Below are 26,344 nucleotides of genomic sequence, written 5' to 3' on the forward strand. Positions count from 1 at the left end.
CCACCACTAAATGTTTTAAACTGAAACAAACTGGAGATTGTCATGGAAAACCTGAATGTTGATCTGCTGTACATGGCTGCCGCTGTGATGATGGGTCTGGCGGCAATCGGTGCTGCGATCGGTATCGGCATCCTCGGGGGCAAATTCCTGGAAGGCGCAGCGCGTCAGCCGGATCTGATTCCTTTGCTGCGTACTCAGTTCTTTATCGTTATGGGTCTGGTGGATGCTATCCCGATGATCGCTGTAGGTCTGGGTCTGTACGTGATGTTTGCTGTCGCGTAGTAAGCATTGCTTGTACAAGAAGCAATTATCAGAACGTTAACTAGATAAGAGGCATTGTGCTGTGAATCTTAACGCAACAATCCTCGGCCAGGCCATCGCGTTTGTCCTGTTCGTTCTGTTCTGCATGAAGTATGTATGGCCGCCGTTAATGGCTGCCATAGAAAAGCGTCAAAAAGAGATTGCTGACGGCCTTGCTTCTGCTGAACGAGCACATAAGGACCTTGACCTTGCAAAGGCCAGCGCGACCGACCAGCTGAAAAAAGCGAAGGCGGAAGCTCAGGTAATCATTGAGCAGGCGAACAAACGCCGCTCTCAGATCCTGGACGAAGCGAAAACTGAAGCAGAGCAGGAACGAGCTAAAATCGTGGCGCAGGCTCAGGCAGAAATCGATGCGGAGCGCAAACGCGCTCGCGAAGAACTGCGTAAGCAAGTGGCTATCCTGGCTGTGGCCGGGGCCGAGAAGATCATCGAACGTTCCGTGGATGAAGCTGCTAACAGCGACATCGTGGATAAACTTGTCGCTGAACTGTAAGGAGGGAGGGGCCGATGTCTGAATTTGTAACGGTAGCTCGCCCCTACGCCAAAGCAGCTTTTGACTTTGCCGTTGAACACCAAAGTGTACAGCGCTGGCAGGATATGCTGGCGTTTGCCGCTGAGGTTACCAGGAACGAACAAATGGCAGAGCTTCTCTCTGGCGCATTAGCGCCGGAAACGCTCGCTGAGTCGTTTATCGCAGTCTGCGGTGAGCAGTTAGACGAAAACGGCCAGAACCTGATCCGGGTGATGGCTGAAAACAATCGTCTGAACGCGCTCCCCGATGTTCTTGAGCAGTTTATTCACCTGCGTGCAGCCAGTGAGGCTATCGCAGAGGTAGACGTCACTTCTGCAACCGCATTGAGTGATGAACAGCTTACGAAAATCAGCGCCGCGATGGAAAAACGTCTGTCACGCAAAGTTAAGCTGAATTGCAAAATCGATAAGTCTGTAATGGCAGGAGTTATCATCCGTGCGGGTGATATGGTCATTGATGGTAGCGTACGCGGCCGTCTTGATCGCCTTGCAGACGTCTTGCAGTCTTAAGGGGACTGGAGCATGCAACTGAATTCCACCGAAATCAGCGAACTGATCAAGCAGCGCATTGCTCAGTTCAATGTGGTGAGCGAAGCTCACAACGAAGGTACTATTGTTTCTGTAAGTGACGGTGTTATCCGCATTCACGGCCTGGCCGATTGTATGCAGGGTGAGATGATCTCCCTGCCGGGTAACCGTTACGCTATCGCCCTGAACCTGGAGCGCGACTCCGTAGGTGCGGTGGTGATGGGTCCATACGCTGACCTCGCCGAAGGCATGAAGGTAAAGTGTACTGGCCGTATCCTGGAAGTTCCGGTTGGCCGCGGCCTGCTGGGCCGTGTGCTTAACACGCTGGGTGCGCCAATTGATGGTAAAGGTCCGGTTGATAACGACGGCTTCTCTGCCGTTGAAGCTATCGCGCCGGGCGTAATCGACCGTCAATCCGTTGACCAGCCGGTACAGACCGGTTACAAATCCGTTGACGCCATGATCCCAATCGGTCGTGGTCAGCGTGAACTGGTTATCGGCGACCGTCAGACCGGTAAAACCGCACTGGCTATCGATGCCATCATCAACCAGCGCGATTCCGGCATCAAATGTATCTATGTTGCTATCGGCCAGAAGGCGTCCACCATCTCTAACGTGGTACGTAAACTGGAAGAGCACGGCGCGCTGGCTAACACCATCGTTGTCGTGGCAACCGCGTCTGAATCCGCTGCACTGCAATATCTGGCACCGTATGCCGGTTGCGCAATGGGCGAATACTTCCGCGACCGTGGCGAAGATGCACTGATCATTTATGATGACCTGTCTAAACAGGCTGTCGCTTATCGTCAGATTTCCCTGCTGCTCCGTCGTCCGCCAGGACGTGAAGCATTCCCGGGCGACGTATTCTACCTCCACTCCCGTCTGCTGGAGCGTGCTGCGCGTGTTAACGCCGAATACGTTGAAAACTTCACTAAAGGTGAAGTGAAAGGGCAAACCGGCTCTCTGACCGCGCTGCCGATTATCGAAACGCAAGCTGGTGACGTTTCCGCGTTCGTTCCGACCAACGTAATTTCCATTACCGATGGTCAGATCTTCCTGGAATCCAACCTGTTTAACGCCGGTATTCGTCCTGCGGTTAACCCGGGTATTTCCGTATCCCGTGTGGGTGGTGCAGCGCAGACCAAGATCATGAAAAAACTGTCCGGTGGTATCCGTACCGCGCTGGCACAGTATCGTGAACTGGCGGCGTTCTCCCAGTTTGCATCCGACCTTGACGATGCAACCCGTAAACAGCTCGATCACGGTCAGAAAGTGACCGAACTGCTGAAACAGAAACAGTATGCGCCGATGTCTGTCGCGCAGCAGTCTCTGGTTCTGTTCGCAGCTGAACGTGGTTACCTGGCGGATGTCGAACTGGCGAAAATCGGTAGCTTCGAAGCCGCTCTGCTGGCTTACGTTGACCGTGATCATGCCTCCCTGATGCAGGAAATCAACCAGAGTGGCGGCTATAACGACGAAATCGAAGGCAAGCTGAAAGGCATCCTCGATTCCTTCAAAGCAACCCAGTCCTGGTAACGTCTGGCGGCTTGTCTTAGGACAGGCCGCAAGGCATTGAGGAGAAGCTCATGGCCGGCGCAAAAGAGATACGTAGTAAGATCGCAAGCGTCCAGAACACGCAGAAGATCACTAAAGCGATGGAAATGGTCGCCGCTTCCAAAATGCGTAAATCGCAGGAACGTATGGCGGCCAGCCGTCCTTATGCAGATACCATGCGCAAAGTGATTGGTCACCTTGCGAACGGTAATCTGGAATATAAGCATCCGTACCTGGAAGAACGCGACGTTAAGCGCGTAGGCTACCTGGTGGTGTCTACAGACCGTGGTCTGTGCGGCGGCTTGAACATTAACCTGTTCAAAAAACTGCTGGCGGATATGAAAGCGTGGTCCGATAAAGGCGTTCAGTGCGACATCGCAATGATCGGCTCTAAGGGCGTATCGTTCTTCAACTCTGTAGGTGGCAACATTGTTGCGCAGGTCACTGGCATGGGAGATAACCCTTCCCTGTCCGAACTGATCGGTGCGGTAAAAGTGATGCTGCAGGCCTACGATGAAGGCCGTCTGGACAAGCTTTATATTGTTAATAACAAGTTTATCAACACCATGTCTCAGGTTCCGACCATCACTCAGCTGCTGCCGCTGCCCGCGTCAGAAGATGATGAGCTGAAGCGTAAATCCTGGGATTACCTGTATGAACCCGATCCGAAAGCGCTGCTGGATACCCTTCTGCGCCGCTACGTAGAATCTCAGGTTTATCAGGGTGTGGTAGAAAACCTGGCCAGCGAGCAGGCCGCGCGTATGGTGGCGATGAAAGCCGCTACCGATAATGGCGGCAGCCTGATTAAAGAGCTGCAGTTGGTATACAACAAAGCTCGTCAGGCCAGCATTACTCAGGAACTCACCGAAATCGTCGGTGGCGCGTCTGCGGTATAACCAGGTTAATACGTAGAGGATTCAAGATGGCAACTGGAAAAATTGTCCAGGTAATCGGCGCTGTAGTTGACGTCGAGTTCCCTCAGGATGCGGTACCAAAAGTGTACGACGCTCTTGAGGTACAAAATGGTAATGAGAAACTGGTGCTGGAAGTTCAGCAGCAGCTCGGCGGTGGTATCGTGCGTACTATCGCGATGGGTTCTTCTGATGGCCTGCGTCGTAGCCTGGACGTCACTAACCTCGAACACCCGATTGAAGTCCCGGTAGGTAAAGCTACCCTGGGTCGCATCATGAACGTACTGGGCCAACCGGTAGACATGAAAGGCGACATCGGTGAAGAAGAGCGTTGGGCGATCCACCGCGCAGCACCGTCCTATGAAGAGCTGTCAAACTCTCAGGAACTGCTGGAAACCGGTATCAAAGTAATCGACCTGATGTGTCCGTTCGCGAAGGGCGGTAAAGTCGGTCTGTTCGGTGGTGCGGGTGTAGGTAAAACCGTAAACATGATGGAGCTGATCCGTAACATCGCGATCGAGCACTCCGGTTACTCCGTGTTTGCGGGCGTGGGTGAACGTACTCGTGAGGGTAACGACTTCTACCACGAAATGACCGACTCCAACGTTATCGACAAAGTATCCCTGGTGTATGGCCAGATGAACGAGCCGCCGGGAAACCGTCTGCGCGTTGCACTGACCGGCCTGACCATGGCGGAGAAATTCCGTGACGAAGGTCGTGACGTACTGCTGTTCGTCGATAACATCTACCGTTATACCCTGGCCGGTACGGAAGTATCCGCACTGCTGGGCCGTATGCCTTCAGCGGTAGGTTATCAGCCGACGCTGGCGGAAGAGATGGGTGTTCTGCAGGAACGAATCACCTCTACCAAAACCGGTTCAATCACCTCCGTACAGGCGGTATACGTACCGGCGGATGACCTGACTGACCCATCACCAGCCACCACCTTTGCGCACTTAGATGCAACCGTGGTACTGAGCCGTCAGATCGCGTCTCTGGGTATCTACCCGGCCGTTGACCCGCTGGACTCCACCAGCCGTCAGCTGGACCCGCTGGTGGTAGGTCAGGAACACTACGACACCGCGCGTGGCGTACAGTCCATCCTGCAGCGTTATCAGGAACTGAAAGACATCATCGCCATCCTTGGTATGGATGAACTGTCTGAAGAAGATAAACTGGTGGTAGCTCGCGCTCGTAAGATCCAGCGCTTCCTGTCCCAGCCGTTCTTCGTGGCGGAAGTATTCACCGGTTCTCCGGGTAAATACGTCTCCCTTAAAGACACCATCCGTGGCTTTAAAGGCATCATGGAAGGCGAATACGATCACCTGCCGGAGCAGGCGTTCTACATGGTCGGTTCCATCGACGAAGCCGTGGAAAAAGCCAAAAAACTTTAACGCCTTAATCGGAGGGTGATATGGCAATGACTTACCACCTGGACGTCGTCAGCGCGGAGCATCAAATGTTCACCGGGCTGGTCGAGAAAATCCAGGTAACGGGTAGTGAAGGTGAACTGGGTATTTACCCGGGTCACGCCCCGCTGCTCACCGCCATTAAGCCTGGTATGATCCGCATCGTGAAACAGCACGGTCATGAAGAGTTTATCTATCTGTCCGGCGGCATTCTTGAAGTGCAGCCTGGCAGCGTGACCGTTCTGGCTGATACCGCGATTCGCGGTCAGGACCTCGACGAAGCGCGAGCCCTGGAAGCGAAACGTAAGGCTGAAGAGCACATCAAAAGCTCTCATGGTGACGTGGATTACGCTCAGGCATCTGCGGAACTGGCCAAAGCGATCGCCAAACTGCGCGTTATCGAGTTGACCAAAAAAGCGATGTAACACCGGCTTGAAAAGCAAAAAACCAGTCTGAAAACAGACTGGTTTTTTTTTATCCTCTCAATTTTTATTCGATAAACTACCTGTGTTAAAAACCCGTCAAGTTGAAAAGACGATCTTCCCACGGGCACATACGGCTTGACGCTTTTCCATCAGATCGGTCTCTCCTGCGATCAGGGTAACCCGGTCAGTGTTATTGCATTAAATGAAGGATCATTACTATGTCATTCAAGCCATCTTTTGCTGGCCCGCAACCGGGCTTACATACCGATCGCGCTACTTTTATCCGTCGGGCCTATCTGCATCTGGCGGCCGCGGTCATGGGATTTATCGTGCTCAGCGGTGTATTAATGTTTACCGGAATTGGCGACATGATGCTTGAGGTGCTGATGGTCGGCGGCAAGTACGGCTGGCTGGTGGTGCTTGGCGCGTTTATGCTGGTTAGCATGCTGGCGACGCGTCTGGCGGATGGCGCTGACTCTAACCAGACCCAGCTTATTGGCCTGGGCATCTACGTGCTGGCTGAATCCCTGATCTTTGCTCCGCTGCTGACGCTTGCGGCGTATATCAATCCCGCGATTATTGGGGCGGCAGGCATTACCACGTTGCTGCTGGTGGGCGGCCTCACCTTTACGGCGTTTACCACGAAAAAAGATTTTTCGTTTATGCGTTCGTTTTTATCGATGGCAGGCTTTATCGCCCTGGGCGCGATTATCGCCAGCGTGATTTGCGGTTTCTCGCTGGGTGTCTGGTTTTCGGCCTTGATGGTATTGCTGTGCGCAGGCTTCGTGCTTTATGACACCTCTAATATTATTCATCATTATCCGGTCGATCGCCCGGCGGGTGCAGCATTACATCTGTTTGCCTCCATTGCGACTATGTTCTGGTACGTGCTGCGTATTTTTATGTCGCGTAATTAATCGCTCCCGGAGGCAATAAAAGCCAGCGCCAAAGTCGCTGGCTTTTTTATGCTTTCTTTGTGTTAAAAAAGAACAATAAAAACAATCGTTTTTCAGTAAATAATGGTCTGAAAAGTAAAATTCATGCGGTAAATACCTGACTTGTCACCGATAATCTCTCTGTTATCCTGCTACGTTGCGTGTTTTCGCGGCGCTTCATTTTCTTGTGAAAAATATGTAGAGTTTTCAACAGGAAAGTTATCTACTTCTTACTTACATTACAGTCAGGACGCGTATGGCAAACAGTGCGATGAGCGTAGTGATCCTTGCCGCAGGCAAAGGCACGCGCATGTATTCCGATCTTCCTAAGGTGCTGCACACCCTGGGCGGTAAGCCTATGGTGCAACATGTCATTGATGCCGCTAACCATTCAGGGGCGACGAAGGTTCATCTTGTTTACGGGCACGGTGGCGATTTGCTGAAGCAAACACTGCGTGATGACAATCTGAATTGGATCCTACAGGCGGAACAACTGGGTACAGGTCACGCTATGCAGCAGGCCGCGCCATTTTTTGCAGATGACGAAGATATTCTGATGCTTTACGGCGATGTGCCGTTGATCTCAGTTGATACTCTGCAACGCCTGCGTGACGCCAGACCGCAGGGAGGCATCGGGTTACTGACCGTTAAGCTTGACGATCCGACCGGCTATGGCCGCATTACCCGTGAAAACGGCAACGTAACTGGCATCGTTGAGCATAAAGATGCGACCGACGCGCAGCGTCAAATTCAGGAAATTAATACCGGCATCCTCATCGCTAACGGCGCAGATATGAAACGCTGGCTGGCAAAGCTGACCAATAATAACGCTCAGGGTGAATACTACATCACCGATATCATTGCGATGGCCTGGCAGGAAGGACATGAAATCGCCGCCGTCCACCCGCAGCGCCTGAGCGAAGTGGAAGGCGTCAACAACCGTCTTCAGCTCTCCCGTCTGGAGCGCGTTTATCAGTCTGAGCAGGCAGAAAAACTGCTGCTGGCGGGCGTCATGTTGCGCGACCCGGCGCGTTTTGATCTGCGCGGCACGTTGCAACACGGGCGCGATGTCGAAATTGATACTAACGTTATCCTTGAGGGCGACGTCACGCTGGGCCATCGCGTGAAAATCGGTGCGGGCTGCGTGATCAAAAACAGCGTCATTGGCGACGACTGCGAGATCAGCCCGTACAGCGTGGTTGAAGATGCGCACCTTGAGGCCGCCTGTACCATTGGTCCGTTTGCCCGGCTGCGTCCAGGCGCGGAGCTGCTGGAAGGCGCGCACGTCGGCAACTTCGTCGAGATGAAAAAAGCGCGTTTGGGTAAAGGCTCTAAGGCCGGTCATCTGACCTATCTTGGCGACGCGGACATTGGCGATAACGTTAATATTGGCGCAGGCACCATCACCTGTAATTACGACGGCGCGAATAAACATAAAACGATTATTGGCAACGATGTGTTTGTTGGCTCAGACACCCAACTGGTGGCCCCCGTCAGCGTGGGCAACGGCGCGACCATTGCCGCAGGCACTACCGTGACGCGCAACGTCGCTGATAACGAACTGGTATTAAGCCGTGTGCCGCAGATCCATAAACAGGGCTGGCAGCGTCCGGTGAAGAAAAAATAATGATGTTGTCTTGCCGCGTTCGATGACATTTTGTAGGCCGGATAAGCGAAGCGCTATCCGGCATGCAGACCAGGGCAGAGGAGATAAACATAACTTTCCCGCCCGAAAAGCAGTACCTATAAAAATAACCCCACTCTCTACAAGGCTCGGGGCGCTCGTAACAACGGGCATAACAGGTTGACCGACAACGCATGGCGTTAAGCCAAAATCGGAATCAAAAACTATGTGTGGAATTGTTGGCGCTATCGCGCAGCGTGATGTAGCGGAAATCCTTCTCGAAGGTTTACGTCGTCTGGAATACCGTGGCTATGACTCTGCCGGTCTGGCAGTGGTCGACAACGAAGGGAATATGACCCGTCTGCGTCGCCTCGGTAAAGTGCAAATGCTTTCTCAGGCGGCGGAAGATCATCCGCTGCATGGCGGCACCGGTATTGCTCACACTCGCTGGGCGACCCACGGCGAACCGTCAGAAGCGAATGCGCACCCGCATGTCTCTGAACACATTGTGGTGGTGCATAACGGCATCATCGAAAACCATGAACCGCTGCGTGAAACACTGAAAGCACGCGGCTATACCTTTGTCTCCGAAACCGATACCGAAGTGATTGCTCACTTAGTGCATTGGGAGCTGGAACAGGGCGGCACGTTGCGCGACGCCGTTCTGCGTACCATCCCGCAGCTTCGCGGTGCCTACGGCACGGTGATCATGGATACCCGTAAACCGGATACCCTGCTGGCGGCCCGCTCAGGCAGTCCGCTGGTGATCGGCCTCGGCATGGGTGAGAACTTTATCGCCTCTGACCAGCTGGCGCTGCTGCCGGTGACGCGCCGCTTTATTTTCCTCGAAGAGGGCGATATTGCAGAAGTGACCCGCCGTACCGTTTCTATTTTCGATAAAACCGGCGCGGAAGTGAAACGTCAGGATATTGAATCCAATTTGCAATATGACGCGGGTGACAAAGGCATTTACCGTCATTACATGCAGAAAGAGATCTACGAACAGCCGAATGCAATTAAAAACACCCTCACCGGGCGTATCAGCCATGGCGAAGTGGATTTAAGCGAGCTGGGTCCGAATGCCAACGACCTGCTGGCGCAGGTGGAGCATATTCAAATCATCGCCTGCGGCACCTCTTACAACTCAGGGATGGTTTCCCGCTACTGGTTCGAATCGCTGGCGGGTATTCCGTGCGATGTAGAAATCGCCTCCGAATTCCGCTACCGCAAATCCGCCGTGCGTCGTAATAGCCTGATGATCACGCTGTCTCAGTCAGGTGAAACAGCGGATACCCTGGCGGGGCTGCGTCTCTCCAAAGAGCTGGGCTACCTGGGATCGCTGGCCATTTGTAACGTACCGGGATCTTCGCTGGTGCGCGAGTCCGATCTGGCAATGATGACCAATGCCGGCACGGAAATCGGCGTAGCGTCCACGAAAGCCTTCACCACCCAACTGACCGTGCTGCTGATGCTGGTGGCGAAGCTGGCGCGTCTGAAGGGGCTGGACGCTTCCGTCGAGCATGACATCGTTCACGGACTACAGGCGTTGCCGAGCCGTATTGAGCAGATGCTATCGCAGGACAAGCGCATTGAAGCGCTGGCGGAAGATTTCTCCGACAAGCACCACGCATTGTTCCTCGGTCGTGGCGATCAGTATCCGATTGCGCTGGAAGGCGCGCTGAAGCTGAAAGAAATCTCTTACATTCATGCCGAAGCGTATGCGGCAGGCGAGCTGAAACACGGTCCGCTGGCGTTAATTGACGCTGACATGCCGGTTATTGTGGTCGCGCCCAACAACGATCTACTGGAAAAACTGAAATCCAACATCGAAGAAGTCCGCGCTCGTGGCGGTCAGCTGTATGTCTTCGCCGATCGCGATGCTGGTTTCTCCAGCAGCGACAACATGCACATCATTGAGATGCCGCACGTTGAAGAGGTTATCGCGCCGATCTTCTACACCGTACCGCTTCAGCTACTGGCGTATCACGTCGCGCTGATTAAAGGCACCGATGTGGACCAGCCGCGCAACCTGGCGAAGTCGGTAACAGTGGAATAATTCCCTCCAGCCCTAATAAAAAGAGGCTGCCCCAGGGCAGCCTCTTTTTTCACGTATACTAAGCCATTTTGGCTATTGCATTGATTTATAATGCTTTATCTTGTTATTACGTAATCTTATGTGTTAGGTTTTTACATTCATCAATACTTTATTTCTGTTTGTAAAATACACATAGCACAAATTGTCTATTCCTCGGTGGAATAATGATCATGTGTTAATTTAACAGGTTAGATAAAACATAAATTATATGAACTTATAACGTTCGATAAATTTATTCTGAAAATTAAGCTATATAAAAGACACATACTCATTTTTTAGATATCATATAAATATGACATTTTTTCTGGGAAATAAATTTTACATTAGCAAAAACACTCTCATTTATTTATCCGCATGTCCAGTTAACTCCATTTTATTCCATATTAGCTAATTTTATTTTTCTATGAGACTTATTTCTTTAGCTGTATGATTCCGCCTGCTTTAAATCGTGTTTATTTTTTTCATCAATGTGTTTTCTGAAAAGATAACACAGCAGAATTAATACAATGGAGTTGTAATGAAAGGAAAATTAACGGCAGTTGCGCTGGTGGTATCTTCATTTTTTGCCGCTGGTCATGCTCTGGCTTCTGATGGTCTCGTTCACTTTCGTGGTGAAGTGATTGATAGCACCTGCGAAGTGACCGCTGATACTAAAGATCAGAACGTTGATTTAGGCAAAGTTAACAGAACCGCATTCAACGGTGTGGGAAGTACTGCGGCCCCGACGGCGTTCGAGATCGATCTTGAAAAATGCCCGGATACTTACACTAAAGCCGCTGTACGCTTTGATGGGGTACAGGCCGCAGACGGTAAGGGTGATTTAGCGATAGGCAACCCTGCTTCAACAGGTGCGCCGGGTGATTATACCGGTTCGGGTGCTGTAGCGACTGCCTCAGGCATTGCTATCCGTATTTATAACCGCGGAGATGACTCTCAGGTTGAGCTGTATAAAGATTCTGCTTACAGCGATATTGCCGCTGGCAAAGCCCAAATGCTATTTACCGCTCGCTATATTGCTACCGATGTAGACGTTACTCCGGGTACGGCGAACGCTGATTCTCAGTTCACCATTGAATATCAGAAATAAAATCTTTTTTAGCACCTTTTACTAATTAAATGACGCTCGTCATTGCCGCTCATTTTTGCGAAATGAAGAGCGTTATTTTTTCATTTTTGAATGCTGAGATGAATGTATGCCTGCACGCTTGCTCAAACTCTTTTTTATTGTCGTATTAAGTATAAATACAACTATGGCTACTGCCGGGATTGTGGTGGGCGGTACTCGCGTTATTTACGCCAGCGATAAACCCGATGTCACTATTTCTATTTATAATAAAGACCTCAAGCTTCCTTATTTAATTCAAACCTGGGTTGATCCTTTCAATAAGGATGATAAAAGTAAACCCCCTTTTACGGTTATTCCGCCGGTCTCACGTATTGAGCCAAACCAGGAAAAGATCCTGCGTGTCGTGAAAACAGCGGGAGAACTTCCGAAGGACAGAGAATCGGTTTTTTGGCTTAACGTTAAGAACATTCCGCCTGCCAGCGACCGTACCAATACCAATACGCTGGAAGTGGCCATCAAGACGCGTATTAAATTATTCTGGCGTCCTGCAACGCTTAACGCGACGCCAGAAAGCGTTGCTTCAACGGTGAAGTGGCATATCGACGGTAAAAATTTAATCGTCGAAAATCCATCACCAATTCATATCAATGTCATGGATATTATCGTTGATGGTAAAGATGTCCCGCTTAATATTATCCGCCCGTTTGAAAAAGTAACTCTGCCGCTGCCCGCAGGCGTTGTAGGGCACGCAATAATATGGCGTTTTGTCAACGATTACGGTGCCATTAGCCAACCAATAAAAATAATGCGTTAATGGTTGTTCAGGATAAAAAGTAATGAAAGGACTTCGTGTTTTTATTGCGTTAGCCTCTGGCGTGTTTATAGGCTTTTCGGGTCAGGTAGTCGCTCGGGATTTGTTATTTAACCCGGCGCTATTAGAAATAGATCATCCAATGGATGTCGACATCCATCAGTTTAATCGCGCAAACCATTTACCGCCTGGTAAGTACAAGGTGACTATTAATGTTAACGGTAAAACGTTAACGAGTCGCGAAGTAACGTTTGTACAGGACGCGCCCGATGCTGATTTACATCCCTGCTTTATTGCCGTGAAGGATGTATTAGCGGAATTCGGCGTTAAAGTTGCTGCGCTAAAAACGCTGGACGCTATCGATAGCTCCCGCTGCGTCAATCCCGTGCCGCTGGTGCCTGATTCCTCCTGGGATGTGGACGTGGATAAACTGGCGCTTAATATTACTCTTCCGCAAATTTATCTCGACCTTGCAGCCTATGGCTATATCAGCCCATCGCGCTGGGATGAGGGCATTAATGCCCTGATGGTTAACTATGATTTTTCAGGCACCCATTCGTTAAAGTCGGACTATGACGAAGATGATTACTACTATCTGAATTTGCGTAATGGCCTGAATATCGGTGCCTGGCGTTTGCGTAACTACAGCACGCTAAACATCACTGACGATAAAGCCAGTTACCATTCTGCCAGCACCTGGCTCCAGCGCAACATCGCTGCGCTGCGCAGTCAGGTGATGATCGGAGATACCTGGACGGCGAGCGATGTTTTTGACAGTACCCAGGTTCGCGGCGTGCGGTTATATACCGATGACGATATGCTACCCACCAGCCAGAACGGTTTCGCGCCTGTCGTTCGGGGGATCGCGAAAAGCAATGCGACGGTGATTATTAAACAGAATGGCTATGTTATTTATCAGTCTGCGGTTCCGCAGGGCGCGTTTGCCATTACTGATATGAATACAACCAGCTCCGGTGGCGATCTGGATGTCACGATTAAAGAAGAAGACGGCAGCGAACAGCATTTCACTCAGCCGTTTGCGACGCTGGCGATCCTGAAACGCGAAGGCCAGACCGATTTTGATATTAGCATCGGTGAGATGCGTGAACAGAGTAATTTCACCCCTGAATTTATCCAGGCACAGGCACTGCATGGACTGCCGTGGGGAGTAACGGTTTATGGCGGAATACAGGGCGCGGAAGATTATGCGTCAGCCGCACTCGGTATCGGTAAAGATATGGGTTCCCTGGGTGCCGTCTCCTTTGACATTACGCAGGCGAAGGCAAATTTTGATGACGGGGATGATGAACAAGGGCAGTCCTACCGTTTCTTATATTCTAAACGCTTTGACGACACTGATACCACGCTGCGCCTGGTCGGATATCGCTATTCTACAGAAGGCTATTACACGATAGATGAGTGGGCAGACAGGCAGGGAAATACCGACGATTTCTGGTCGCTCGGTAACCGCCGTAGCCGTCTTGAAGGCACGTGGACCCAGTCTTTTACTGATGGATGGGGAAGCATCTATCTGACGCTCAGTCGGCAGCAATACTGGCAAACCGATAAAGTCGAACGGCTGGTGCAGCTGGGCTACAACAACTACTGGAATCAAATATCATGGAGCTTTTCATGGAACTATACCGATTCCGTTAACCATCGTTCAGGTTCGTATTACAGCAATGATAATGACGATAGTAGTGAGCAGATCTTTATGTTCTCGGTCTCTGTCCCTTTATCTAAATGGCTGCCCAATACCTACGCGGATTACTCGGTCACGCACGATAATCACGGCAGCAGCATGAATCAATTGGGTATTGGCGGTACGGCGCTGGAAAAAAATAATCTCGCCTGGAACGTGCATCAATCCTACACCAATGACGATGATGCGTACGGCGGCAGTGCCGGAGCCAGTTATGACGGCACCTATGGTTCGGTAAACGCCAGTTATGATTATAGCCCCGACGCTCAACGGCTTAATTATGGCGCCAGCGGCGGCATTCTTGTTCATAGCGAAGGCGTAACGTTTTCTCAGGAGCTTGGTGAAACCGTCGCGCTGGTAAAAGCGCCGGGCGCTGCTGGCTTATCGGTCGAGAACGATACCGGCGTGGCAACGGACTGGCGCGGCTATACCGTTAAAACGCAGATGAACCCTTACGATGAAAACCGTGTCGCCATTGATAGTGATTATTTTGCGAAGGCGAACGTTGAGCTGGAGAACAGCGTCGTCAACGTTGTACCAACGCGTGGTGCCGTCATTAAAGCTGAATTCGTAACGCATATCGGCTACCGGGTGCTATTTACGGTCAGGCTGGCGAATGGCAAACCTGCGCCGTTTGGCGCGATTGCTTCCGCCCAAATGGAAAATGGCGCAATCACCGGTATCGTGGGTGAAGAGGGGGAGCTTTACCTGTCGGGAATGCCGGAAAAGGGCGCTTTCCAGGTCGACTGGGGAGAAAAGAGCGCCAAAAAATGTACCGTTAATTATCAGATTACTAAACCAGAGAACGCTGAACTGGTTCAGACAGCGGCTGTTTGCCAGTAAGGAATAAATAATGAAAATATGGATAGCGCAGTCCTGCGTGGGGCTTACTCTGCTGGCAACGCCGTTTTGCTACGCCATCACCTACGGTGACGGTATTTGCCGTCCGGTTAATAGCGTTTATGTTTATGACCTACCGTTAAACAATATGACTATTCCAGCGGATAAAAATAAACCATCCACTGAAATTAAAGATTTAAAAACGATAACGTCTTCGCAAAAATATAAGGCTCACTGTGATTGTCTGACGCATTTCACCACGACTTTTCGCAACATCTATTATACGTCCCGATCTCCGTTAAGTGTGGATACAACCCGGGGTAATTACACCTATTACCGGCTGAATGATAATATGAGTATTGCCACATCTATTAAGATTCTCGGACGTGGCGATGTACCAGTACCCTTTGAAGCTGAGCCAAACGTGGTCGATAGCGGGATGTATTGTTATGCCCCCGGAGAAGAAGGGACGCCTGTCACGCTTGTTACAGGGTCGGAAGTCGTGGTTTCTTTGCTAATCAATAAACCGTTTATCGGGAAAGTGTCAGTGCCACCGACTATCGTTGTTGATTTATTTGGTGGACTCGATCGTGAATCTTCGACCAAGAGTACGGATAAGCTCGCCGAGGTTAAAATATCGGGCGATGTGGTCGCGCCACAAACCTGTGAAATTGCATCTGGCCAGGAGCTGGTTGTCGATTTTGGCAAAATACCTGCCGCTGAATTCTCTTCTACGCCCGGCACTGCCGTGACCAGCCATAAGATTACGAAAACCATTCAGGTTCAGTGCACCGGCATGTTAAACGAAAATATTGTTTATTCGACCTTCAACGCCGAACCGGTAGAGGCATCCCCCACAATGATGAAAGTTCAGGGCAATGAAGATGTGGGTCTTATGATTTATGACAAGTGGGATAAAATTATCAACGTAAACGGGGGGAACATGGATATGGACATGGGGCCTAATCGCGGCGGTGTGGAAAACAACTCACTGACCTTCTCCGCCGCGCCCGCAAGCGCCACCGGCGCATTGCCGAAGCCCGGCACGTTTGAAGCGACAGCGACCATCACGCTGGAAATTAAAAACTAAGCGCTACCGTCAGGAGAACGATCGGTTTGCGGTCCTGTATCCTGGCGTTCATTCTTTTGTCATATTCCCTTTTCTGCGCTACACCTGGTCATAACAGGTTCATGGACAACGAATAAAATTATTATTATTCATCTGATTACGAATCCTGTTTTGATTGTCATTAAACTGTCATAAACCTTACATATAACTGTCACCTGATTGTCCTATTTTGCTCTTCGTAGCCACTTAACAATGATTTACGAATCCCAGCAGGAGACATTATGAACGTTATGCGTACCACTGTCGCAACGGTTGTCACCGCGACCTTATCCATGAGCGCTTTCGCTGTTAACGCGGCGGCAAGCCTGACAGGTGCAGGTGCAACTTTTCCTGCGCCGGTGTATGCCAAATGGGCCGACACCTATAACAAATCGACCGGCAACAAAATCAACTATCAGGGTATCGGCTCCTCCGGCGGCGTAAAACAGATCATCGCGAACACCGTTGATTTCGGTGCTTCTGATGCTCCGCTGTCTGACGAAAAACTGCAGCAGGAAGGCCTGTTCCAGTTCCCGACCGTTATTGGCGGCGTGGTACTGGCCGTAAATATTCCGGGTCTGAAATCCGGCGAGCTGGTGCTGGATGGTAAAACACTCGGCGACATCTATCTGGGTAAAATCAAGAAGTGGGATGATGCCGCCATCACCAAGCTGAACCCTGGCCTGAAACTGCCTTCGCAGAACATCGCCGTGGTTCGTCGTGCAGACGGTTCCGGTACCTCTTTCGTCTTCACCAGCTACCTGGCGAAAGTGAATGAAGAGTGGAAATCAAAAGTCGGTGCAGGCTCTACCGTGAACTGGCCGACCGGTCTGGGCGGTAAAGGTAACGACGGCATCGCCGCGTTCGTACAGCGTCTGCCTGGCTCCATCGGCTATGTAGAATATGCTTATGCCAAGCAGAACAACCTGGCATACACCAAACTGGTTTCCGCTGACGGTAAACCGGTAAGCCCGACCGAAGACAGCTTTGCTAACGCGGCGAAAGGCGTGGACTGGAGCAAATCCTTCGCTCAGGACCTGACCAACCAGAAGGGTGACGATGCGTGGCCGATTACCTCCACCACCTTCATTCTGATCCACAAAGAGCAGAAAAAACCTGAGCAGGGCGCTGAAGTGCTGAAGTTCTTCGACTGGGCGTACAAAGACGGCGCGAAACAGGCTAACGACCTGGATTACGCTTCGCTGCCGGACAACGTGGTTGAGCAGGTTCGCGCTGCATGGAAAACCAATGTGAAAGACAGCAGCGGTAAAGCGCTGTACTAATTAGATATACTGACGAAAATGGCGGGTGGCGCTGTGCTTACCCGCCTTACAGCTACAAACTGTAGGCCCGGTAAACGTCGCCGGGCAATTTCGTAAGACGTCGTTAACTAAAGAGTGATTTATGGCTGCAACCAGGGGTGTAATTAACCCGCCGGGTAAAAAAGGTGACATGATATTCAGCGCGCTGGTAAAACTGGCTGCGCTGATCGTGCTATTTATGTTGGGCGGTATTATCGTCTCCCTGATCATCTCCTCCTGGCCCAGCATTGAGAAATTCGGTTTCTCATTCCTGTGGACCAAAGAGTGGGATGCCCCGAACGATATCTACGGCGCGCTGGTGCCCATTTACGGTACTCTGGCGACCTCCATTATCGCCCTGCTGATTGCGGTTCCCGTGAGCTTCGGTATCGCCCTGTTTCTGACGGAGCTGGCACCGGCCTGGCTGAAGCGCCCGCTCGGTATCGCGATTGAGCTTCTGGCGGCGATCCCCAGTATCGTTTACGGCATGTGGGGGCTGTTTATTTTCGCCCCGCTGTTCGCCACTTACTTCCAGGAGCCGGTCGGCAATATTCTCTCCAACATCCCGTTTGTGGGTGCGCTGTTTTCCGGTCCTGCATTCGGCATCGGTATCCTGGCGGCAGGCGTGATCCTCGCCATTATGATTATTCCCTACATCGCCGCAGTCATGCGCGATGTCTTCGAACAAACCCCGGTGATGATGAAAGAGTCGGCCTACGGTATTGGCTGCACCACCTGGGAAGTGATCTGGCGCATCGTGCTTCCGTTCACCAAAAATGGCGTTATCGGCGGTGTAATGCTCGGTCTGGGTCGTGCGCTGGGGGAAACCATGGCGGTGACCTTTATCATCGGCAACACCTACCAGCTCGACAGTGTCTCGCTGTATATGCCAGGCAACAGTATCACCTCCGCGCTGGCGAACGAATTTGCCGAAGCGGAATCGGGTCTCCACGTTGCCGCGCTGATGGAGCTGGGGCTGATCCTGTTTGTGATTACTTTTATCGTGCTGGCTATCTCTAAGTTTATGGTAATGCGCCTGGCGAAAAACGAGGGGGCACGCTGATGGCTACGCTCGAAATGCAAAACACCGCGGCACTGGCGGAATCCCGCCGCAAGATGCAGGCCCGTCGGCGTATGAAAAACCGCATTGCCCTGACGCTCTCCATGGCCACGATGGCGTTCGGGTTGTTCTGGCTGATCTGGATCCTGATGTCCACCATTACGCGCGGCTTTGACGGCATGTCGCTGGCGCTGTTCACCGAAATGACGCCGCCGCCGAACACCGCGGGCGGCGGGCTGGCGAATGCGCTGGCCGGTAGTGGCTTGCTGATCCTGTGGGCTACGGTGCTGGGCACGCCGCTCGGTATCCTGGCGGGGATTTATCTGGCGGAATATGGCCGTAAATCCTGGCTGGCTGAAGTGATCCGTTTTATTAACGACATTCTGCTCTCCGCGCCTTCCATTGTGGTGGGGCTGTTTGTCTATACCGTAGTGGTAGCGCAGATGCAGCACTTCTCCGGGTGGGCGGGTGTTATCGCGCTGGCGCTGTTGCAGGTGCCGATCGTCATTCGCACCACCGAAAACATGCTCAAGCTGGTGCCGGATAGCCTGCGTGAAGCAGCCTATGCGCTGGGGACGCCGAAGTGGAAGATGATCTCCGCGATCACCCTGAAAGCCTCAGTCTCCGGGATTATGACCGGCGTGCTGCTGGCCGTTGCCCGCATCGCCGGCGAGACCGCGCCGCTGCTGTTTACCGCGCTCTCCAACCAGTTCTGGAGCACCGACATGATGCAGCCTATCGCCAACCTGCCGGTGACCATCTTTAAATTTGCGATGAGTCCGTTTGCGGAGTGGCAGCAACTGGCCTGGGCCGGGGTTCTGATTATTACGCTGTGCGTATTGCTGCTGAACATTCTGGCGCGCGTGATCTTCGCGAAGCAGAAACACGGTTAAGACGAAGTGCCGGAGGGCGGCGTAACGCCTTATCCGGCCTACGATTGAAGGCATTTGTAGGCCTGATAAGCGAAGCGCCATCAGGCATGATGAGGAAGAGATTGAGATGAGTATGGTTAACACGGCACCGGGTAAAATTCAGGTTCGTGATTTGAACTTCTACTACGGCAAATTCCATGCCCTGAAAAACATCAACCTGGAGATTGCCAAAAACCAGGTGACGGCGTTCATCGGGCCATCGGGCTGCGGTAAATCCACGCTGCTGCGTACCTTCAATAAGATGTATGAACTGTATCCGGAGCAGCGCGCAGAAGGCGAAATCCTGCTGGATGGCGAAAACATCCTCAACCATGCGCAGGATATCGCCCTGCTGCGAGCCAAAGTCGGCATGGTTTTCCAGAAGCCGACGCCGTTCCCGATGTCCATCTATGACAATATCGCCTTTGGCGTGCGCCTGTTTGAAAAGCTCTCCCGCGCCGATATGGACGAGCGCGTGCAGTGGGCGTTAACCAAAGCCGCCTTGTGGAATGAAACCAAAGATAAGCTCCACCAGAGCGGTTATTCGCTCTCCGGCGGACAGCAGCAGCGTCTGTGTATCGCGCGCGGGATTGCTATTCGCCCGGACGTCCTGCTGCTGGATGAGCCGTGTTCGGCGCTGGATCCGATCTCAACCGGGCGCATCGAAGAGCTGATTACCGAACTAAAACAGGACTATACCGTGGTGATCGTGACCCACAATATGCAGCAGGCGGCACGTTGTTCCGATCACACTGCGTTTATGTATCTTGGCGAGCTGATCGAGTTCAGCAACACGGACGATCTGTTTACCAAGCCCGCCAAAAAACAGACTGAAGACTATATCACCGGCCGCTACGGTTGATTCAGGAGTGCGTCATGGAAAACCTTAACCTTAACAAACACATTTCCGGCCAGTTTAACGCTGAACTGGAACATATTCGTACCGAAGTGATGACCATGGGCGGCCTGGTGGAACAGCAGTTATCGGATGCGATCACTGCGATGCACAATCAGGATAGCGAACTGGCGAAGCGGGTGGTGGAAGGTGACAAGCAGGTCAATATGATGGAAGTCGCCATCGATGAAGCCTGCGTGCGCATTATCGCCAAACGTCAGCCGACGGCGAGCGACCTGCGCCTGGTCATGGCGATCATCAAAACCATCGCCGAACTGGAACGCATTGGCGACGTGGCGGACAAAATCTGCCGCACCGCGCTGGAGAAATTCTCCCAGCAGCATCAGCCGCTACTGGTGAGCCTGGAATCGCTGGGGCGTCACACCGTGCAGATGCTGCACGACGTGCTGGATGCCTTTGCCCGTATGGATCTGGACGAAGCGGTACGAATTTATCGTGAAGACAAGAAAGTGGATCAGGAGTATGAAGGTATCGTGCGCCAGCTGATGACCTACATGATGGAAGATCCGCGTACTATCCCAAGTGTGCTGACCGCGCTGTTCTGCGCACGCTCTATCGAGCGTATTGGCGATCGCTGCCAGAACATCTGTGAGTTTATCTTCTACTTCGTGAAGGGGCAGGATTTTCGTCACGTGGGCGGTGATGAGCTGGATAAACTGCTGGCGGGCCGCGACCCGAAAGAGTGATGTTGTGCTCGCCGGGTGGTGAAAACCCTCCGGCGAGACGTCTTATACCTGCGGCTTCTCCAGCAGTTGCCGCGCCAGCGCGTCAATATCCTCATATTGCCACAGCCGATCCCGCCACGCCTGCGGAATACCTTCAACGCCATAAAATGCGCCCGCCAGTTGACCGGCTATCGCGGCAGTGGTGTCGGCGTCGTCACCAAGATTGGCCGCCAGCAGGATTGTCTCTTCAAAATCCGCACCGTGATAAAAGCACCATAGCGCCGCTTCAAGACTTTGTACGCAATAGCCGGTGCCGTGAATGGCCGAACGCGTTTTCTGGAGATAGCTGCCCAGGGCAATCTGGCGCAGGTTTTCCTGCGGCGGCAGTTCCTCCAGTGTAGAAAGCGTTTCTTCTTTGTCTTTTCCGCTCAGCGCATTAAGCAAATACTGCGCGAAGAGGCGGCAACTGGCGATGGCTTCCGGCGCGGCGTGAGTGGTGCGCGATGAAGCTTCAGCATATTCCAGCGCCTGCTGGCGATCCGGATAATAATACAGTACCGCTGGCGCAAGGCGCATCAGCGAACCGTTACCGGCTGAGTCCGGTGCTTGCGAACCCGCGTAAGGATTGCCATCCAGCGCGAATTTTCCCAGTGCCCGTGCAACGGTGCCGCCAATGTCGAAACACTCCCCGGTCGAGCTGAAATAGCCCCAGCGCCACCAGTTGAGGTAGCGATTCATCTGATCGCCCGCATCAAAACCCTTGCAGTTTACCAGGCTTTGCGCGAGGCACAGCGCCATTGAGGTATCGTCCGTCCACTGCCCGACCTTCAGATTAAACGGGCCGCCGCCCTGCATAGTGGTGAGCGGCGTAAAGGAATCTTTGGCCCGGAACTCGACGGTCGTTCCCACCGCATCGCCGCTGGCCAGTCCCAGTAAACAGCCCTGATAGCGGGCCAGTAAATCCGGCATAAACGCTTACTCCTTAATTTGACTACCGATCATGAAAAATCAGCCCACAGGCGTAACTTTCCACATTTCAGGCAGCGAAACAGATAGCCCTGGCAATCGCCGTCGTTACGCAGGTATTTCGGTAAATCATCATAATGCATACCAAAGTCCGCGCAGTCTTCTTCAAGGCTGGCAAACTCATCAAGACGGTCTTTAATTTCTTCCCAACCAACGTAGCCGATAAAAGCGCAGAAATCGCCACAGTGTGCCAGCCAGTGCTCCTGCTGCCAGCCACGGTAGCCCGGCGTGCGCTCGGTCAGCTCTTTGAGCCTCTCATCAGAATACGGTATTTGCGCACCGCTAAATTCGCCATCTTCATCATACCGGGCTTCAATCCCTTCAATGCTGGCGTCATCCTGGAAACTGCCTGCGTATTTTTCAGCGGCTTTACCGTCGGCGATACACCATGGACAGAGGTGATCAATATCGTCAACGCTGTAAAAGGGGCTGGTGTAATAAACTGGCGTCGGCTGCTCACAGCAGTCGCAGGTGACAGTCTTATCTTGCTCAAACGCGCCGGTTTCCAGCGGCTGTGGATGGTACCTGAACGTGGGCAGTGGCTTGTGAGTCGTCGGCATAAAAACATCCTGTGAGTAACCTCGTTTGTCACAACTACGTTAAAGCAACCTTTGTTGAATTAACAGTCTGGTTTTTGCTACTCATCACAGAACGGTATAATCACTATTGTTATTATTTTGTGATTAATCATTTTGCAAGGACTCGCTCATGAAAAAGATCTCTCTCACCCTCGCGGTTTCCCTCGCTTTAGGTGCTTTTATGTATCAGGCTCAGGCCGCCTCAACCCTTCCGGGACCCGGTGAAAACGCCCCCGTGAATCAGTTTATGACTCAGGTTAACCCCGATAACACCGTCACCTTCAGGCTGTGGGCGCCGGAGGCCAAAACGGTCAATGTGGTGACCGGCGCAACCGATGAGAGCCACGTTACGCATGTGATGCAGAAAGATGCTAACGGCGTCTGGACATGGACCAGCGCGGCGATGCCAGGCAACCTGTACGAGTATTTTTATGAAGTCGATGGCCTGCGCACGATTGACTCCGGCACTCCTTACACCAAGCCGCAGCGGCAGGTGAACACTAGCCTGATGCTGGTGCCAGGTAGCCTGCTCGACGTGCGTAATGTGCCTCACGGCGAACTGCATTTGTTGACCTATCATTCCCGCGAACTCAATGCCGAACGGCAGATCTATGTCTGGACGCCGCCGGGATATAACGCAACAAAAGAGCCGCTGCCGGTGCTGTATTACTATCACGGCTTTGGCGATACCACCCTTTCAGCCATCAATCAGGGGCGTATTCCGCAGATGATGGATAACCTGCTGGCAGAGGGGAAAGTCAAACCGATGCTGGTGGTGGTGCCTGAGACAGAAACGGATACGGCCACAACGACGCCAGAAAGCTATCGCTACGCCGATATTCGCTCGCAGTTTTATCTCCCCAACGCCACGCTTGGCGACCGGGAACTGATACACGACATTATTCCGTTGATCGGCCAGCGCTATAACGTGCGTAAAGACAGCGCTGGCCGGGCGATTGCCGGACTCTCGCAGGGCGGTTATCAGGCCGAACTGTCGGCACTGAAACACCCGGAAAGCTTCGGCTGGCTGGGGCTGTTCAGCGGCGTCACGACGGTCACCGTGCCGGATGAAAAGGTTACGCAGCGCCTGGCGGATCCTCAGTCCATCAACCAGCAATTACGTAACTTCACATTGGTGATCGGTGAAAAAGATGAGGTAACGGGGAAAGATATTAAGGGACTAAAAGCGCAGCTGGATAAACAAGGCATTCATAATGACTACACCGTTTATCCTGGACTGGGACATGAAATGGACGTCTGGCGTCCTGCGTATGCCGAGTTTGTGCAGAAGCTGTTTAAATAAGTCCGTTGACCGGATGCCCGGTGGCGCTACGCTTACCGGGCCTACGGTTATGCGGTAACGCGCGGATATTGTTAGGTTTTATATGCGATTGAACGGATGCCCGGTGGCGCTGCGCTTACCGGGCCTACGGTTATGTGGTAACGTGCGGATATTGTTGGGTTTTGTATGCCGTTGAACGGATGCCCGGTGGCGCTGCGCTTACCGGGCCTACGGTTATGTGGTAACGCGCGGATATTGTTGGTTTTGTATGCGGTTGAACGGGTGCCCGGTGGCGCTGCGCTTACCGGGCCTACGGTTATGCGGTAACGCGCGGATATTGTTGGTTTCGTAGGCCGGGCAAGGCGAAGCCGCCGCCCGGCATCACACGCCCGGAGCAGATTCTGTTGATATTCGCGGACCAGGCAAGGCGAAGCCGCCACCCCGCATAAATACGGTACACCCTTTCGTTACCCTGTGGTGGTCGGGTATTCGTCTCTGGATCTTCAGACAAACAGCTTCAGCGCTGCAATACGTTTCAATGCTTCCGTCAGCTTATCGTCATCCACAGTGAGACTCAGGCGAATGTACCCTTCGCCACCTGTGCCAAAACCGTGGCCGGGGGCGACCAGCACCTGAGCCTCGGACAGGAGATATTCCGTGAATTGCTGAGTGCCATAACCCGCAGGCACCGGTAGCCAAAGAAAAAACGTGCCCTGATGCGCATCCACTGGCCAGCGCATTGCTTCCAGCGCATCAAGGACCCGGCGGCGACGCTCATGATAAACAGCGACCCGCTGCGTTACCTCTTCATCCGGGAGTTTCAACGCAGCGATAGCCGCATCTTGCACCGCGCCAAATACGGTGCTGTAGCTGTGCGTGTGCAGCTTTTTAAACGCCGCGATCGCTGACGCATTTCCCGTCGCGAAGCCAACACGCCAGCCCGCCATTAAAAACGTTTTCGATAACGTATAAATTTCCACGCCCCAGGTTTTAGCATCCGGCCTCGACAGCAAGCTCAGCGGCTTTTCCTCGTGATGACTGCCGATGGCGGCATAGGCGAAATCATGCACCAGCGGAATATGCCAGCGCTTCACAAAGGCAAGAGCGTCATCAAACAGCGCGGGCGTGGCGATCGTCCCCGTCGGATTATGGGGATAATTCAGCATTAATAGCCCTGCATCCTGAGCTATCTCTTCCGGCACGCGTGAGAAATCCGGGTGAAACTGGTGGGCGGCATCAAGAGGAATACCGTAAAACCGCGCCTGTGCCTGGATAGCGGCGGAGCGGTAAATTGGATAGCAGGGATCGGTGGAAATCAGATACTGACCGGGATTAATCAATGCTCTCGGTAGCCCGCCGACAGCGATATGCGCCCCCTGAAAGATGGCGATTTCACGCTCTGGATCGAGCGTAACGCCATACTGTCGCTGATAATAATCGGCAATGGCCTGGCGCAGCGCGGGCTTACCCCAGAAAGAGGGATAATCGTGATTTTCAGGCTGTGCAGCCGCGACTTGCAGCGCGGCAACCACCGCTGGCGGCGTCGGCTGACGCGGGCTGCCGGAAGAGAGATCGATAAGCGCGCGTTTCGAGGTATCTATCTGCGCCGCCAGTTTCTCCAGCGCGCTAAACAGATTTTCCTCCAGTTGATTGACAAGGTGTGATGCAGAAAAATCAGGCATAGTATTCTGATAGCATGAGAAATAAACAATTAATAATGACTATCTCATAACGTATTACGGCAGAAAACGAATTAACACCAAATACAATGCAATAAAATGACTAACGATATTTGCGCACTGCAATAACACATTATAGATATTCTTAGCATAAAAAAGACATAGCCATTTGCCCCTCGGTTCTTCTCACGCCTGACTCTCCTGTGATTTAATCGATTTTATTCTATAAGCCCATTAACGAGATCCTTTCATGCGTACAACACTGATATGCGGAATTATTTTAACCGCGCTGTCTGCATCCACTCTTCTTTCAGCGGCGCATGCCGAAGATAAACTGATTCGGGTTGGGTTTAACCCAGGTCCGTATAAAGAGCAATTCCAGCAGGGTGTTGCGCCTTATCTGGAAAAGAAAGGCTATAAGGTTGAATATAAGGATTTCAGCGATGGTATTCAGGTTAACGATGCCGTTAGCCGCGGCAATATCGAAGCCAATATCATGCAGCACCCGGTCTATTTAAAGTCGGTGAATGAAAGGCTGGGAATCGATAATGTGGGTATCGTTCAGGTGCCTACACCGCCGATGGGGCTTTATGGCGGTAAACTTAATACGCTGGAGAAACCGAAGCCCGGCACCGTCATCTCCGTGCCTAATCAGGCTCCCAATGAGTACCGTGCTGTGCTGGTGCTGCAAAGCCTGGGCTGGCTTAAAATCCAGCCGGACAGCGATCCGGCGACCTTTTCACAAAAATTCATCAGTGAAAATCCGTATAAAATTGTACTGAAAGAGATGGATAACGCGCAGCAGGTTCGCGCGTTGCCGGATGTGGATTATGGCCTGATTCAGGGAAACTTTGCAGTTTCCAGCGGGATGAAACTAAAATCCGCGTTGAAACTTGAAGCGCCTACCAGCCAGTTTATCAATGTGGTGACCGTGGCGGGTAAAAATAAAGACGCGACGTTTGCCAAAGATATTATTGCTGGCTATCACTCGGCTGAGTTTAAAAACTATATTCAAACGCACCAGCAATATGAAGGCTATCTGCTGCCCGACTATCTCAAATGAGCC

The 26,344-nt window shown here is 52.2% G+C and carries 24 protein-coding genes; 21 read left to right on the forward strand and 3 right to left on the reverse strand.

Annotation, left to right across the window (positions count from 1 at the left end):
- The first annotated feature begins 42 nt into the window (after positions 1–42).
- The 19 genes from atpE to phoU all read left to right on the forward strand — a co-directional run bounded on the left by atpE (position 43) and on the right by phoU (position 20,734).
- Complete coding sequence (atpE, locus tag ACMGGS_RS06325; RefSeq protein ID WP_049839447.1) at positions 43–282, forward strand: F0F1 ATP synthase subunit C; 240 nt, start codon at positions 43–45, stop codon at positions 280–282.
- Positions 283–343: 61 nt separating this feature from the next.
- On the forward strand, positions 344–814 hold the full coding sequence (gene atpF / locus ACMGGS_RS06330; RefSeq protein WP_103676215.1) for a F0F1 ATP synthase subunit B: 471 nt from the start codon (positions 344–346) through the stop codon (positions 812–814).
- Between the two features lie 14 nt (positions 815–828).
- Entirely contained in the window at positions 829–1,362 is a 534-nt protein-coding gene (atpH, locus tag ACMGGS_RS06335; RefSeq protein WP_176918556.1) for a F0F1 ATP synthase subunit delta, read from the forward strand.
- 12 nt (positions 1,363–1,374) lie between these two features.
- Complete coding sequence (gene atpA, locus ACMGGS_RS06340; RefSeq protein ID WP_176918555.1) at positions 1,375–2,916, forward strand: F0F1 ATP synthase subunit alpha; 1,542 nt, start codon at positions 1,375–1,377, stop codon at positions 2,914–2,916.
- Positions 2,917–2,966: 50 nt separating this feature from the next.
- Positions 2,967–3,830 (forward strand): F0F1 ATP synthase subunit gamma, encoded by an 864-nt coding sequence (gene atpG / locus ACMGGS_RS06345; RefSeq protein ID WP_176918554.1) that lies wholly within the window; start codon positions 2,967–2,969, stop codon positions 3,828–3,830.
- Between the two features lie 26 nt (positions 3,831–3,856).
- Positions 3,857–5,239 carry a F0F1 ATP synthase subunit beta gene (gene atpD / locus ACMGGS_RS06350; RefSeq protein ID WP_176918553.1) on the forward strand — a complete coding sequence of 461 codons (1,383 nt, stop codon included), beginning with the start codon at positions 3,857–3,859 and terminating at the stop codon, positions 5,237–5,239.
- A gap of 20 nt (positions 5,240–5,259) precedes the next feature.
- Positions 5,260–5,679 (forward strand): F0F1 ATP synthase subunit epsilon, encoded by a 420-nt coding sequence (locus ACMGGS_RS06355; RefSeq protein WP_276160432.1) that lies wholly within the window; start codon positions 5,260–5,262, stop codon positions 5,677–5,679.
- A gap of 218 nt (positions 5,680–5,897) precedes the next feature.
- On the forward strand, positions 5,898–6,596 hold the full coding sequence (locus tag ACMGGS_RS06360; protein ID WP_414165449.1) for a Bax inhibitor-1 family protein: 699 nt from the start codon (positions 5,898–5,900) through the stop codon (positions 6,594–6,596).
- Positions 6,597–6,870: 274 nt separating this feature from the next.
- Complete coding sequence (gene glmU, locus ACMGGS_RS06365) at positions 6,871–8,241, forward strand: bifunctional UDP-N-acetylglucosamine diphosphorylase/glucosamine-1-phosphate N-acetyltransferase GlmU (protein WP_414165450.1); 1,371 nt, start codon at positions 6,871–6,873, stop codon at positions 8,239–8,241.
- A gap of 223 nt (positions 8,242–8,464) precedes the next feature.
- Entirely contained in the window at positions 8,465–10,294 is a 1,830-nt protein-coding gene (gene glmS / locus ACMGGS_RS06370; RefSeq protein WP_414165451.1) for a glutamine--fructose-6-phosphate transaminase (isomerizing), read from the forward strand.
- A 556-nt stretch (positions 10,295–10,850) separates the two neighbouring features.
- A complete protein-coding gene (locus tag ACMGGS_RS06375; RefSeq protein ID WP_414165452.1) occupies positions 10,851–11,420 on the forward strand; it encodes a chaperone-usher fimbrial major subunit in 570 nt (189 codons plus the stop codon).
- Between the two features lie 106 nt (positions 11,421–11,526).
- Positions 11,527–12,213, forward strand: coding sequence for a fimbrial chaperone (locus ACMGGS_RS06380; RefSeq protein ID WP_414165453.1), 687 nt, complete (start codon positions 11,527–11,529; stop codon positions 12,211–12,213).
- Between the two features lie 22 nt (positions 12,214–12,235).
- A complete protein-coding gene (locus tag ACMGGS_RS06385) occupies positions 12,236–14,755 on the forward strand; it encodes a fimbria/pilus outer membrane usher protein (RefSeq protein ID WP_414165454.1) in 2,520 nt (839 codons plus the stop codon).
- 10 nt (positions 14,756–14,765) lie between these two features.
- Complete coding sequence (gene stgD / locus ACMGGS_RS06390) at positions 14,766–15,842, forward strand: fimbrial protein StgD (RefSeq protein ID WP_414165455.1); 1,077 nt, start codon at positions 14,766–14,768, stop codon at positions 15,840–15,842.
- A 260-nt stretch (positions 15,843–16,102) separates the two neighbouring features.
- Positions 16,103–17,143 (forward strand): phosphate ABC transporter substrate-binding protein PstS, encoded by a 1,041-nt coding sequence (gene pstS, locus ACMGGS_RS06395; protein WP_176918544.1) that lies wholly within the window; start codon positions 16,103–16,105, stop codon positions 17,141–17,143.
- 121 nt (positions 17,144–17,264) lie between these two features.
- Positions 17,265–18,224 (forward strand): phosphate ABC transporter permease PstC, encoded by a 960-nt coding sequence (gene pstC, locus ACMGGS_RS06400; RefSeq protein ID WP_414165456.1) that lies wholly within the window; start codon positions 17,265–17,267, stop codon positions 18,222–18,224.
- On the forward strand, positions 18,224–19,114 hold the full coding sequence (gene pstA, locus ACMGGS_RS06405; protein WP_414165457.1) for a phosphate ABC transporter permease PstA: 891 nt from the start codon (positions 18,224–18,226) through the stop codon (positions 19,112–19,114). Before pstC ends, pstA begins: the two co-directional genes overlap by 1 nt.
- A gap of 106 nt (positions 19,115–19,220) precedes the next feature.
- The gene (pstB, locus tag ACMGGS_RS06410) at positions 19,221–19,994 is read left to right on the forward strand and encodes a phosphate ABC transporter ATP-binding protein PstB (RefSeq protein ID WP_228066299.1); all 774 of its coding nucleotides are present in this window, start codon (positions 19,221–19,223) and stop codon (positions 19,992–19,994) included.
- A 14-nt stretch (positions 19,995–20,008) separates the two neighbouring features.
- Positions 20,009–20,734: a phosphate signaling complex protein PhoU gene (gene phoU, locus ACMGGS_RS06415; RefSeq protein WP_176918541.1), complete on the forward strand. Its 726-nt coding sequence runs from the start codon at positions 20,009–20,011 to the stop codon at positions 20,732–20,734.
- 42 nt (positions 20,735–20,776) lie between these two features.
- On the opposite strand, the gene ACMGGS_RS06420 is transcribed toward phoU, so the two are convergent.
- Both ACMGGS_RS06420 and cbrC read right to left on the reverse strand, forming a co-directional pair.
- The gene (locus ACMGGS_RS06420; protein WP_414165458.1) at positions 20,777–21,682 is read right to left on the reverse strand and encodes an ADP-ribosylglycohydrolase family protein; all 906 of its coding nucleotides are present in this window, start codon (positions 21,680–21,682) and stop codon (positions 20,777–20,779) included.
- A gap of 29 nt (positions 21,683–21,711) precedes the next feature.
- Positions 21,712–22,299, reverse strand: coding sequence for a PF03691 family colicin E2 tolerance protein CbrC (gene cbrC / locus ACMGGS_RS06425; protein ID WP_414165459.1), 588 nt, complete (start codon positions 22,297–22,299; stop codon positions 21,712–21,714).
- Between the two features lie 148 nt (positions 22,300–22,447).
- Between cbrC and ACMGGS_RS06430 the strand changes: the two genes are divergently transcribed.
- Complete coding sequence (locus ACMGGS_RS06430) at positions 22,448–23,620, forward strand: esterase (RefSeq protein ID WP_414165460.1); 1,173 nt, start codon at positions 22,448–22,450, stop codon at positions 23,618–23,620.
- 482 nt (positions 23,621–24,102) lie between these two features.
- Here ACMGGS_RS06430 and ACMGGS_RS06435 read toward each other — a convergent pair whose 3' ends face one another.
- Positions 24,103–25,281, reverse strand: coding sequence for an aminotransferase class I/II-fold pyridoxal phosphate-dependent enzyme (locus tag ACMGGS_RS06435; RefSeq protein WP_414165461.1), 1,179 nt, complete (start codon positions 25,279–25,281; stop codon positions 24,103–24,105).
- Positions 25,282–25,528: 247 nt separating this feature from the next.
- Between ACMGGS_RS06435 and ACMGGS_RS06440 the strand changes: the two genes are divergently transcribed.
- Entirely contained in the window at positions 25,529–26,341 is an 813-nt protein-coding gene (locus ACMGGS_RS06440; protein ID WP_414165462.1) for a MetQ/NlpA family ABC transporter substrate-binding protein, read from the forward strand.
- The last annotated feature ends 3 nt before the right edge of the window (positions 26,342–26,344 follow it).

It is taken from the genome of Superficieibacter sp. BNK-5 (assembly GCF_047456055.1).
Lineage (GTDB): Bacteria > Pseudomonadota > Gammaproteobacteria > Enterobacterales > Enterobacteriaceae > Superficieibacter.

Excerpts from the sequence above, each read along its gene's own strand:
- glmS (WP_414165451.1), top strand. The coding sequence starts at position 8,465 with ATGTGTGGAATTGTTGGCGCTATCGCGCAGCGTGATGTAGCGGAAATC.
- ACMGGS_RS06420 (WP_414165458.1), bottom strand. The coding sequence starts at position 21,682 with ATGCCGGATTTACTGGCCCGCTATCAGGGCTGTTTACTGGGACTGGCC.
- atpG (WP_176918554.1), top strand. The coding sequence starts at position 2,967 with ATGGCCGGCGCAAAAGAGATACGTAGTAAGATCGCAAGCGTCCAGAAC.
- glmU (WP_414165450.1), top strand. The coding sequence starts at position 6,871 with ATGGCAAACAGTGCGATGAGCGTAGTGATCCTTGCCGCAGGCAAAGGC.
- pstB (WP_228066299.1), top strand. The coding sequence starts at position 19,221 with ATGAGTATGGTTAACACGGCACCGGGTAAAATTCAGGTTCGTGATTTG.
- ACMGGS_RS06435 (WP_414165461.1), bottom strand. The coding sequence starts at position 25,281 with ATGCCTGATTTTTCTGCATCACACCTTGTCAATCAACTGGAGGAAAAT.
- atpH (WP_176918556.1), top strand. The coding sequence starts at position 829 with ATGTCTGAATTTGTAACGGTAGCTCGCCCCTACGCCAAAGCAGCTTTT.
- cbrC (WP_414165459.1), bottom strand. The coding sequence starts at position 22,299 with ATGCCGACGACTCACAAGCCACTGCCCACGTTCAGGTACCATCCACAG.
- stgD (WP_414165455.1), top strand. The coding sequence starts at position 14,766 with ATGAAAATATGGATAGCGCAGTCCTGCGTGGGGCTTACTCTGCTGGCA.
- ACMGGS_RS06430 (WP_414165460.1), top strand. The coding sequence starts at position 22,448 with ATGAAAAAGATCTCTCTCACCCTCGCGGTTTCCCTCGCTTTAGGTGCT.
- pstC (WP_414165456.1), top strand. The coding sequence starts at position 17,265 with ATGGCTGCAACCAGGGGTGTAATTAACCCGCCGGGTAAAAAAGGTGAC.
- ACMGGS_RS06440 (WP_414165462.1), top strand. The coding sequence starts at position 25,529 with ATGCGTACAACACTGATATGCGGAATTATTTTAACCGCGCTGTCTGCA.
- atpE (WP_049839447.1), top strand. The coding sequence starts at position 43 with ATGGAAAACCTGAATGTTGATCTGCTGTACATGGCTGCCGCTGTGATG.
- phoU (WP_176918541.1), top strand. The coding sequence starts at position 20,009 with ATGGAAAACCTTAACCTTAACAAACACATTTCCGGCCAGTTTAACGCT.
- ACMGGS_RS06385 (WP_414165454.1), top strand. The coding sequence starts at position 12,236 with ATGAAAGGACTTCGTGTTTTTATTGCGTTAGCCTCTGGCGTGTTTATA.
- pstS (WP_176918544.1), top strand. The coding sequence starts at position 16,103 with ATGAACGTTATGCGTACCACTGTCGCAACGGTTGTCACCGCGACCTTA.
- ACMGGS_RS06360 (WP_414165449.1), top strand. The coding sequence starts at position 5,898 with ATGTCATTCAAGCCATCTTTTGCTGGCCCGCAACCGGGCTTACATACC.
- ACMGGS_RS06355 (WP_276160432.1), top strand. The coding sequence starts at position 5,260 with ATGGCAATGACTTACCACCTGGACGTCGTCAGCGCGGAGCATCAAATG.
- ACMGGS_RS06380 (WP_414165453.1), top strand. The coding sequence starts at position 11,527 with ATGCCTGCACGCTTGCTCAAACTCTTTTTTATTGTCGTATTAAGTATA.
- ACMGGS_RS06375 (WP_414165452.1), top strand. The coding sequence starts at position 10,851 with ATGAAAGGAAAATTAACGGCAGTTGCGCTGGTGGTATCTTCATTTTTT.
- atpD (WP_176918553.1), top strand. The coding sequence starts at position 3,857 with ATGGCAACTGGAAAAATTGTCCAGGTAATCGGCGCTGTAGTTGACGTC.
- pstA (WP_414165457.1), top strand. The coding sequence starts at position 18,224 with ATGGCTACGCTCGAAATGCAAAACACCGCGGCACTGGCGGAATCCCGC.
- atpA (WP_176918555.1), top strand. The coding sequence starts at position 1,375 with ATGCAACTGAATTCCACCGAAATCAGCGAACTGATCAAGCAGCGCATT.